The following is a 9,860-nucleotide window of genomic DNA, read 5'->3' as shown; positions in this document are numbered from 1 at the left end:
CGGCTCCGCACTTGCTTCGCTTCGCCCGCCCAGCCAGCCGGAGGGCCCAAATCGCCGAGTCTCGCGAACCATCTCTCCCTTTACCCAACTGCTGGAATCAGCCCCGGCTTCGCTGCCCGCATGGCTTCATACCAAGCGGCCATGATGAGTTGAACGTAAGGAAGGTACCAGAACAGCGGCAGGAACAACAGACAGAGGACCAGCCAGCCGAGAAGGGAGAGACAGAGGATGAAATACTGCAGCTTGAAGCCCTGCATCAGCTGCCAGCTGAGCTTAAGAGCGAGAAGGACAGAGGGTTCGTTGGCGTTGGCCAGGTCGTAGTATATATAAAATGCAGGGAAAAAGACGATTTGGACGAACGTGACGACGACCAGCCACACCAGCCGAGCGGGTGACCACCAGGGCAGCAGCGTCAGCCAGAAAAACGGCAGATTGGGGAGAACACCCAGCAGGATGAAGAGGAAAAGAAAGCCGCCAACGTACCGGCGGTGGAAACCGGTCAATACGATCGCCGTGATCGACCTGTTCGTCGCCGGGTGACGCCACCAGAAGAGAACGCCCAAGGCGATGCTGGTGCTGATCAGATCGGTGAGGACTGCCAGGAGGAAATCACGGCTCATGAGCGCACTGTTGTGCTGCATCGGCGTGACACCGAAAAATTGCAGGGACCAGATACGAGCGCCCGTCGTACTGTAAATAACCAAGTAACGGCCCAGCATGACGGCCACGGCCAGCAGGATCAAGGGCAGCACGGTCATCCCGAAGAGGACACCGTAGTGCCCGCGCATCCGGGCTTTCACCTGAGCTTTGAGGGCGGCGCGGGGAATAATCATGAAGGCCAACTCCTTTCTCAGCCATTGTAAGCGATTACTTAAATGAAGGCAAAGAAAAACACCGGCGGACGTGCCGGTGCCTTTCTCCACTGTCCATGCGTCGGTCAGCGGGACTTGATAAACGTGGAGCCGTCCGCCGCTGGCGCTTGGGACTTGCCGATGAAGGCGACGAGGACAATGATCGTGATCAGGTACGGGGCGAGTGTGAACCAGACGTTGGGAACGTTGGCGATGACGGGGATGTACTTGCCGATGATCGCCAGCGACTGGGCGAAGCCGAAGAAGATGGCCGCCCCCATGGCGCCGATGGGATTCCACTTGCCGAAGATCATCGCCGCCAGGGACATGAAGCCTTGGCCGACAATGGTGGAGATGGAGAAGTTGAGCGTGATACTCTCGGCCATGATGGCACCGCCGATGCCGCCGAGGAGCCCGGACAGCATGACCCCCATGTACCGGTAGCGATAAACCGAAATACCGACAGAATCTGCCGCTTCCGGGTGTTCGCCGACGGAGCGCAGGCGCAGACCGAAGCGGGTGTATTTCAACACCCACCAGGAGAAGACGGCAACGATAATCCCGAAGTAGGCGACCAGTGAGGTGTTATGGAAGAAAATTTGGCCGACGACCGGGATGTCCGACAGTCCGGGAATGGTCACGTTAGCCAAGGGCCGCTGAATGACGTCGGTCTGGCCCTTGCCGTCGAAGATCAGCTTGGACAGGTAGACGCCCAGCGCCGGGGCCATCAGGTTCAGCACGGTCCCGGAAATAATGTGGTCCGTGCGCCAGTTAATGGTCGCCACGGCGTGCATCAGCGAGAACAAGACACCGACGAGCCCGCCGACGAGCAGGCCCAGCCAAGGCGTGGCGCTGCCAAAGAGCTTGGCGGTGAACAGGTTGAAGACCACGCTGGAGAAAGCGCCCATGACCATGATGCCTTCCAACCCAACGTTGACGATGCCGCTGCGTTCAGAAAATGTGCCGCCGATAGCGGTAAAAATCATCGGGGCAGAATAAACCAAGGTGGTGGAAACCACCGTGAGTAAAAGCGTGATCAGGTTCATTGGTTGTCCTCCCCTTCTTCGGCCGCTTGTTCGGCACGGGTGTCCACGGCCGCTTGCGGAGCCGTATTCGCCGCCACGGGCGGCTGGGGCTTGCTCGGCCGATGCAGTTTAATGCCCAGGTAGCGGATGATGTAATTGGCCCCGACGAAGAAGATGACGGCGGCAATCACGATATCCACGATTTCGGGGGGCGTCGTAGAAGCAATGGAAATATTCAGTCCGCCAATTTTCAGCAGGCCGAATAGGATGGCCGCTAGGACGATCCCCACCGGCGATCCGGTGGCCAGCAGGGAGACGGACATCCCGTCAAAACCAATGCTGGGCAAGGCGGTGTTGACGATGATGTTCTGGAAGTTGCCCAGCCCTTCCATCGCCCCGCCGAGTCCAGCCAGGCAGCCGGAAATGAGCATGGCGGAGATGATGGTCCGCTTGGTGGACATCCCGGCATAGCGAGAAGCATCTTCATTCATCCCGACAGCGCGAATCTCGAAGCCCAGGGTGGTTTTCTTCATCAGCCACCAGACGACGATGACGGCGGCCAGGGAGATGAGGATGCCCCAGTGGAACGTGGAGTTCTGGGTCAGGTGCTCCAGGAATGGCGTCCGCAGCCGGGCCTGTACTGGGATGGTCGGGGAATAGTCCCCGTCGCCCTTGGCCAGCATGCCCTTAACAATAGCGTTCGTCGCATACAGGGCAACATAGTTCAGCATGATCGTGGTGATGACTTCGCTGGCCCCGAAGTAGGCCCGCAGGAAGCCGGCGATACCGGACCATAAGGCACCGGCGATCGCCCCGGCCAAGATGGCGCCGGGTAAGAGGAGAAAGCCCGGCGCATGGGGAAAGGCCAGCGCAAAAGAAACGGACGCCAGCCAGCCGGCCAGCGCTTGCCCGGCCAGACCAATGTTGAAGAAACCGGCCGAGTTGGCCACGGCGAAGCCGAGACCCGTGAGAATCAGCGGCGTGGCTTCACGCAGGACTTCCCCGATGGCATTGGGACTGCCGACGGCCCCGGTGAAGAGACTGATGTAGTTCTCGATCGGGTTGAACCCGGACAGCAGCATAATGATGGCGCCCACCAGCAACCCAAGGATGACGGAAGTGACCGAGATCCATAAGTTGCCCAGGTGGATATTTTTAATCCGCATGAAGCATTTCCTCCTTCCCCGGCACAGTCTCCCCGGCCATCAAGAGCCCAATCTCGCTTTCACTGAGATCACTGGTCTTCGCTTGACCCACGATGGTGCCCTGGTGGATGACAGCGACCCGGTCCGACAGCTGGCGAATTTCGTCGAGTTCGTAAGAAATGAGGAGGATGGCGTGGCCGGCAGCACGGGCGGCGAGCAGTTGGCTATGAATGAATTCAATCGCGCCGACGTCCAGCCCCCGCGTGGGGTTAACCGCAATCAGCAGTTGCGGTTCCCGGCTCAGTTCCCGGGCGATGATCAATTTCTGCTGGTTCCCGCCGGACAGTGCCCCGGCAGGTTCCATAATGCTGCTGTGGCGCACATCATACTGGTCCAGGAGCTGTTCGGTCGTCGTCACCATGGCCTTCTGATTCAAGACCCCATGATGGGAATAAGGTGCCACGGTATAGACTTGCAGGGACATGTTGTCCACCAGGCTCATGGGCAGGATCAAGCCGTAGCGCTGGCGGTCCTCCGGAATATGACCGACACCGCTGCGGGTGATCTGCCGCGGCGTAGCGCCGGTGCGGTCTTGACCGGCAATGGTCACTTGACCGCCCGCGGTGGGCATCAAGCCGGTAATGGCCCGGACCAGCTCGCTTTGGCCGTTGCCGTCAATCCCGGCCAAGCCGACGATCTCCCCGCCATGAATGGTGAGGTCGAAGTCGTGGACCCGGGTCACTTTCTGGTTATCCACGACCTGGAGATGACTGATCTTCAAGATCTCCGGTCCCGCCGGCATAGGCACCCGGTCCCGCTGGAAGGTGACGTGGCGGCCGACCATCAGCTCGGCGAGTTTCTCGGTGGATGTCGCTTTGGTATCCACCGTGTCGATGACTTTCCCCCGGCGGATGATCGTGGTCACTTTCGCCACCGCCTGGAGCTCATTGAGTTTGTGAGAAATCAAAATGACCGCTTTGCCCTCTTGGGCCAGCCGTTGAAAAATGGCTAGCAGTTCCTTGATTTCCTGGGGGGTGAGGACCGCGGTGGGCTCGTCGAAGATCAGAATATCGGCATTACGGTACAGGACTTTCAAAATCTCGGCTCGCTGCTGCATGCCGACGGAAATGTCGCCGACTTTGGCATCGGGGTCAACGGCTAAACCATATTGTTTGGACAAGGCCATGACTTTGTCCCGGGCGGCGCGGCGGTTGAGCACACCGAGGCCCTTGGTTTCTTCGACCCCCAGCATAATGTTTTCCAACACGGTAAAGTTCTCCACCAGCATGAAGTGCTGGTGGACCATGCCAATACCCAGACGGGTGGCGTCCTTGGCGGAAGCCAGGTGAACCGGCTGGCCGTGGACCAGGATCTCCCCGCTCGTGGGCTGGAGGATACCGGAGAGCATGTTCATCATCGTCGTCTTGCCGGCACCATTTTCTCCCAGCAAGCCGTGGACTTCCCCGCTCCGGATCTGCATGGAGATGTGGTCGTTGGCCACAAAATCTCCGAAGCGCTTGGTCAAGCCGCGCACTTCGATGGCAATATCAGATTGAGACATGGGCGTTTCCTTCCTATTGCAAAACAGTGCAATAACAGAATAAGGGGCGCAAACCGCTGTGCGGCTTCGCCCCTCATTATACCAAACCGCTTGCGTTCAATGGTTAACGAACTGCTTCGCGAATCAACTTATTTTTTCAACTGGGAGGGCTTCTCAGCCACTTTGATCTTGCCGTCAATGATCTGCTGCTGATAGTCTTGAACGGCTTTCCAAGCGGCAGCGTCGAGGTTGCCCTTGACCAGCTTGACGCCCTTTTCTTTCAGACCGTACGTGATCGTCTTACCGCCGGGGAAGTCGTTGTTCTTCACGTCGTCGGCCAGTTTCTCAACGGCAATGTCCACGCCCTTGACCGTAGAAGTTAAGGTCAGGTTGCCGCCGCTGTATTTGCCTTCGGCCGTCTGGTCACGATCCACACCGATGACCCAGACCTTCTTCTTCTTGATCTGGTTCTTGGCTGCGGAGAACACGCCCATGCCGGTACCGCCAGCGGCTTGGTAAATGACGTCTTCGTTGTTGTTGTACATCGCGTTGGCTAAGGCTTGGCCGACATCCGGCTTGCTGAAGTCATTGGCGTATTTGACGTCGACGCTGATGTTCTTGTCGACGGCCGCGACCCCTTGGCGGAAGCCCGCTTCGAAGCGGTCGATAACCGCCCCGTGCTGGCCGCCAATGAAGCCGACCTTCTTGGTCTTCGTGGTCTTGGCGGCGGCGACACCTGCCAAAAACGCGCCTTCGTTATCCTTGAAGGTCACTGAGGCCACATTCTTCCGGTTGATTACGTCGTCGATGATGACGAAGTTGGTCTTCGGATTGGCCTTGGCGGCGTTGGTAATGGCACTCTCCAACTTGTACCCAATCCCAAAGATGGTCTTGTACTTGGCTTGGATCAGCTTGTTGATGTTCGGCGTAAAGTCGGCATCCGAGTTGGACTGGGCGTAATTATAACCGCCCACACCCTTCTTCAGACCATTCTTCTTGCCCCAAGCTTCAAGACCTTCCCAACCGCTCTGGTTGAAGGACTTGTCGTCGACCCCGCCGCCATCGGTGACGAGTGCGGCGGAATACTTCACCGTCTTATTGCTGGCACTGCTGCTGCTGCCTTTGCTGCCGCATGCCACCAATGATAATCCCATAACTGCGATGGCCGCTGCTAAACCAAACTTGTGACTGATTTTCAAAACAAGTTTTCCTCCTCGTGGGCTGACGTCGCCCTGATGGCCATATCATACCATGCCGAAATGGGACAAACAACAACGTTCAAATTAGATTATGGTGTAATGTTCGGTTTGCAAGCGTTGTCTATGATCCCCGGTGTATAAAGAACACCGTTGGCTCGGGTCTCCGAATATTTCTCCAACGGTGTTATTTATAACGATTATTGAATTACGTCATCAGTATGGTCCATGCGACTGGTTTTAGTACAGTTCCAGGTACTGGTCCCGTTCCCACTTGGAAACGGACTGGCGGTAGCCGTCCCACTCCATACGCTTTGAATCGACGAAACTCTGGTACAGGTGCGGCCCCAGGGCGTCGATGACGACCTCGTCAGCGGCCAACGCCTTCAAGGCATTGTGCAGCGTCGACGGCAGGTCGGTGATATGGTTGGCTTTGCGTTCTTCCGGTGTCATCCGGTAAATGTTGCGGTGGATCGGATCAGCCGGTGTCAGCTGGTTGTTCAAGCCATCCATGCCGGCGGCCAGAATGGCCCCAATGGCCAGGTACGGGTTGGCCGTGGGATCGACACTGCGCATTTCTAACCGGGTGGACAAACCGCGGGATTGGGGTACCCGGATGAGCGGGCTGCGGTTGCGGCCGGACCAAGCCACGTAAACGGGGGCTTCGTAACCGGGCACCAGGCGCTTGTATGAGTTGACTGTGGGGTTGTTAATGGCTGTCAGGGCCCGGGCATGGGTCAACAGGCCGGCCAAGAAGTGGCGGGCATCGGCAGACAGCTGATCCTCGGTTGAGGGATCGTAGAAGGCGTTGTCGCCGCCCTTGAACAGGGACATGTTGATGTGCATGCCGCTACCGTTGATGCCGGCTAAAGGCTTGGGCATAAAGGTCGCGTGCAGGCCATGCTGGCGGGCAATCGTCTTAACGACCAGTTTGAACGTTTGAATGTTGTCGGCGGCAGCAATTGCTTCAGCATACTTGAAGTCGATCTCGTGCTGGCCGGGGGCCACTTCGTGGTGGCTGGCTTCGACTTCGAAGCCCATCTTTTCTAACTCCAGCACGATATCGCGGCGGGTATTCTCGCCCAAGTCCACTGGGGCAAAATCGAAGTACCCGCCCTTGTCGTTGAGTTCCAGCGTGGGCCGGTCCTCTTCATCCAGCTTGAACAGGAAGAATTCAGGTTCCGGCCCAATATTGAAGGTGGTGTAGCCGGCTTCCTTGGCCTCCGCCAAGACCCGGCGCAGATTGTTGCGGGGGTCGCCGGCAAACGGCGTACCGTCAGGATTGTGCACATCGCAGATGAGGCGGGCGACCTTACCGTGCTCGGAACCCCACGGGAACACGAGCCAGGTATTCAGATCAGGGTAAAGGAGCATGTCGCTCTCTTCGATCCGGACGAAACCGTCGATGGACGACCCGTCGAACATGATCTTGTTGGCCAAGACCTTCTCCAATTGGTCGACGGGGACCTCGACGTTCTTGATGATGCCGTTGATATCCGTGAACATCAACCGTAGGAATTGAACATTTTGTTCTTGGACTGCTTCTCGGATCGTATCGGCCGTAATTTGTGCACGCGCCATCTAACCCAACTCCATTCTAAAATTTAGTTGCGAGGATACTCTGTATCGTTCAAGAAGCCGGCAGTGCGCAGCATTTCGTCACGCAAAAGCACCCGGGCCTTTTCATCGGACAAATTATTGTTCCGTTCAGCGGCCCGCCGCTCCTTCACCTGCGTCAGCGTGTAACCGGCGCTGAGATCATCTTTGATGGCCAACAGCACATCTACATCGTTCATGGAATATTGCCGCTGACCACCCGCGGTACGGTGCGGGGTCAACAGGCCCTGGGCTTCGTAATAGCGAATCTGCCGCGCCGTCAGACCGGTGATGGTACACGCTGTACCAATCGAAAGCACCGGCGTTGACCGGCGGACTTCTGTTTCACCCATCACCGTCACCTCCTTGAATGGTTACAGTATACGCGGGCATAAAAAAAGCTGTCAACCGGAGATGTCAGCTTTCCTAACATGGAAGACAACTTTTTTGAACATTTCTAACATGGTCCAGACCAATTCACTTGGCTGGTTGAAGAAAAGCAGCCACGGCTTGGCGGATGGCGGCCGCAGCATCAGGATCCGCCAGCAAGTCGAACCAGTGCACCGGCAGCTGATGGCGGAAGTAAGTGAGCTGCCGCTTCGCATAGTGACGAGAATCGGTCTTGATCCGGTCGATGACTGCGGCCCGGTCCGCCTGACCGGCAAAGTACGGCCACCATTCTCGGTACCCGATGCCCTTTCCCGCCGGCATTTCTTCCCCGCCCCGGTCGTAGAGCCAGCGGGCTTCGGCTTCCAGCCCCTGCGTCAGCATCTGGTCCACCCGGGCATTGATCCGCGCATAGAGCCGCGCCCGGTCCGTGGTCAGGCCAATGATGAAGGCGTCGTACTGCGGGGTCGTATCGTCGCCTTGGTCAGAAAAGAGGCGGCCAGTACGGGCGATGACGGTCAGCGCCCGTTCCACCCGGCGGCGGTTGGCGGCTGGAATCTTGGCCGCGGCTGCGGGATCGGCTTGCTGAAGCTTAGTCCAAGCGGCTTGGTCAGTCAGTCCATCCGTGATGTCGTCCGGCTGACGTTCAGTGCCCAATTGCCAGCCCAGCAGAAACATGCGCAGGTAAAAACCAGTCCCGCCGACAATGATCGGGACGCGGCCGCGCGCCGTGATCTCCTGAACGAGCCGGCCGGCGGCGACTTGGAAATCGTGGGCAGAAAACTCCTCATTGATGTCCCGCACGTTGATCAGGTGGTGGGGAATCCCCTGCATTTCTTCAGGGAGGACCTTCGCCGTGCCAACGTCGAGGTGGCGAAAGATCTGCATGGAATCCCCCGAAATGATTTCGCCGTCAAATTCTTGCGCCAGCTTGATGCCCAGTGCCGATTTGCCCACGGCGGTGGGCCCGACGATCATCACGACCTTATCCATGGGGGGTCAGCTCCAGAACGTAAGAATACTCGGTGATGACCCGCTCGGCATCAAAGTCAGCCAACGCGTCTTCTGCAGTCACGATGTAGACCCCTTCGCGAAGGTAATGGGTAACCGGCGCGCCGGTCTGCTGGTCGGTCAGCGCCAACCGTTGCCGCTTATGGTCCACGGCAAAAGAAAACGCCGGGGCCGCTGGCTTAGGCGTGCCAATCACTAAATAATTCTGGACCAGCAGGCGCGCCCCGAACGATCGATACAACGCATTCGTCCCCGCATCGTCCCGGGTGAAGATCATCAACGCCTGCACACCTTGCGCTGACAAGGATTGTTTCGCCGCCATGAACAGTTGAGTGCCGATTCCTTGGTGCTGCCAGTCAGGATGGACGGCAAAATTTTCCCAGTAAGCCAGCTTGTCCGCGGGATAGTAAATATTCTCCTGGGACAGTGCCGGCGTGAAGATCCCCATATCCAGCAAACCCACCAGCTGCCCGCTGACATCATCGATCGCTACTAATTCAACCGTGGCCGCGTACACGTCAGCGGCATACGCGGTCTTGGTCGTTTCCTGATCGTCAAAGAAAGGCGAGAAAAGATACGCCAGGGCCTTCGTGTAGACCCACTGTTTTTCATCACTCGGCTGGTAAGACCGCACTGTTATTGTCATCGAAAAATCCTTTCGTCATTCGTGTCCCGATTATACCGTACTAGCCCAGTAATTCTCATATGATATAAGGCAAGAAAGCGCTAATTTTTTGCACTTCCCCGGCAAATACGCAATAATGGAGTAGACAACAAGATTTGGAGGGATCGTTATGGCAAGTAAGTCTAAATTTGGGCGCGGGTTCTTATTCGGCGTTCTAACCGCCGCTGGCGCCGTGGCCGGCAGTGTTTATGCGTTCAAGAAGCAGGTCGTTGAACCGAGCGACGCCGAGCTGGACCGCGTGGAAGAAAATCGCAAACGCGCCAACCGCAAGGCCCACCAAGCGCACCAGGGATAATCTTTTTCCCCTGGAACACCAAAGAGACCGGAAATCCATTTTTCCGGTCTCTTTTTTGCGGTTGGGTCTACTGTCTTGCGCTGGCCCGGGTGACCACGGAGTGTGTGAGAAGAGGCAACTTTCTGGCGC

10 protein-coding genes are annotated in these 9,860 nt (G+C 57.5%); 1 reads left to right on the top strand and 9 read right to left on the bottom strand.

Features of this window, described 5'->3' with window-relative positions; genetic code table 11:
- Positions 1–80: 80 nt before the first annotated feature.
- From L248_RS15115 to L248_RS05875, 9 genes are all read right to left on the bottom strand, one after another.
- Positions 81–833: a DUF975 family protein gene (locus L248_RS15115; RefSeq protein WP_051999876.1), complete on the bottom strand. Its 753-nt coding sequence runs from the start codon at positions 831–833 to the stop codon at positions 81–83.
- Positions 834–937: 104 nt separating this feature from the next.
- The gene (locus tag L248_RS05910) at positions 938–1,897 is read right to left on the bottom strand and encodes an ABC transporter permease (protein WP_022529222.1); all 960 of its coding nucleotides are present in this window, start codon (positions 1,895–1,897) and stop codon (positions 938–940) included.
- Entirely contained in the window at positions 1,894–3,042 is a 1,149-nt protein-coding gene (locus tag L248_RS05905) for an ABC transporter permease (RefSeq protein ID WP_022529221.1), read from the bottom strand. The genes L248_RS05910 and L248_RS05905 overlap by 4 nt, the downstream gene beginning before the upstream one ends.
- Positions 3,032–4,582, bottom strand: coding sequence for an ABC transporter ATP-binding protein (locus L248_RS05900; protein ID WP_022529220.1), 1,551 nt, complete (start codon positions 4,580–4,582; stop codon positions 3,032–3,034). Before L248_RS05900 ends, L248_RS05905 begins: the two co-directional genes overlap by 11 nt.
- Positions 4,583–4,710: 128 nt before the next feature.
- Positions 4,711–5,760: a BMP family lipoprotein gene (locus L248_RS05895; protein WP_022529219.1), complete on the bottom strand. Its 1,050-nt coding sequence runs from the start codon at positions 5,758–5,760 to the stop codon at positions 4,711–4,713.
- Between the two features lie 237 nt (positions 5,761–5,997).
- A complete protein-coding gene (gene glnA / locus L248_RS05890) occupies positions 5,998–7,338 on the bottom strand; it encodes a type I glutamate--ammonia ligase (protein ID WP_022529218.1) in 1,341 nt (446 codons plus the stop codon).
- 23 nt (positions 7,339–7,361) lie between these two features.
- A complete protein-coding gene (locus L248_RS05885; RefSeq protein WP_040535149.1) occupies positions 7,362–7,706 on the bottom strand; it encodes a MerR family transcriptional regulator in 345 nt (114 codons plus the stop codon).
- Between the two features lie 124 nt (positions 7,707–7,830).
- Positions 7,831–8,733, bottom strand: coding sequence for a tRNA (adenosine(37)-N6)-dimethylallyltransferase MiaA (gene miaA, locus L248_RS05880; RefSeq protein WP_022529216.1), 903 nt, complete (start codon positions 8,731–8,733; stop codon positions 7,831–7,833).
- Positions 8,726–9,397: a GNAT family N-acetyltransferase gene (locus L248_RS05875; protein ID WP_022529215.1), complete on the bottom strand. Its 672-nt coding sequence runs from the start codon at positions 9,395–9,397 to the stop codon at positions 8,726–8,728. The genes miaA and L248_RS05875 overlap by 8 nt, the downstream gene beginning before the upstream one ends.
- Before the next feature lie 148 nt (positions 9,398–9,545).
- Here L248_RS05875 and L248_RS05870 point away from each other — a divergent pair, with 148 nt between their 5' ends.
- Positions 9,546–9,731, top strand: coding sequence for a DUF3042 family protein (locus tag L248_RS05870; RefSeq protein WP_040535143.1), 186 nt, complete (start codon positions 9,546–9,548; stop codon positions 9,729–9,731).
- The last annotated feature ends 129 nt before the right edge of the window (positions 9,732–9,860 follow it).

The sequence above is a fragment of the Schleiferilactobacillus shenzhenensis LY-73 genome, from assembly GCF_000469325.1.
GTDB lineage: Bacteria > Bacillota > Bacilli > Lactobacillales > Lactobacillaceae > Schleiferilactobacillus > Schleiferilactobacillus shenzhenensis.
The sequence above is the reverse complement of the archived record's forward strand: the minus strand, read 5'-3'. Positions and strand labels throughout refer to the sequence as shown.

What these genes read in the sequence shown, in the direction of transcription:
- L248_RS05870 (WP_040535143.1), top strand. Translation starts at nt 9,546, where the DNA reads ATGGCAAGTAAGTCTAAATTTGGGCGCGGGTTCTTATTCGGCGTTCTA.
- L248_RS05900 (WP_022529220.1), bottom strand. Translation starts at nt 4,582, where the DNA reads ATGTCTCAATCTGATATTGCCATCGAAGTGCGCGGCTTGACCAAGCGC.
- L248_RS05905 (WP_022529221.1), bottom strand. Translation starts at nt 3,042, where the DNA reads ATGCGGATTAAAAATATCCACCTGGGCAACTTATGGATCTCGGTCACT.
- glnA (WP_022529218.1), bottom strand. Translation starts at nt 7,338, where the DNA reads ATGGCGCGTGCACAAATTACGGCCGATACGATCCGAGAAGCAGTCCAA.
- L248_RS05910 (WP_022529222.1), bottom strand. Translation starts at nt 1,897, where the DNA reads ATGAACCTGATCACGCTTTTACTCACGGTGGTTTCCACCACCTTGGTT.
- miaA (WP_022529216.1), bottom strand. Translation starts at nt 8,733, where the DNA reads ATGGATAAGGTCGTGATGATCGTCGGGCCCACCGCCGTGGGCAAATCG.
- L248_RS15115 (WP_051999876.1), bottom strand. Translation starts at nt 833, where the DNA reads ATGATTATTCCCCGCGCCGCCCTCAAAGCTCAGGTGAAAGCCCGGATG.
- L248_RS05875 (WP_022529215.1), bottom strand. Translation starts at nt 9,397, where the DNA reads ATGACAATAACAGTGCGGTCTTACCAGCCGAGTGATGAAAAACAGTGG.
- L248_RS05885 (WP_040535149.1), bottom strand. Translation starts at nt 7,706, where the DNA reads ATGGGTGAAACAGAAGTCCGCCGGTCAACGCCGGTGCTTTCGATTGGT.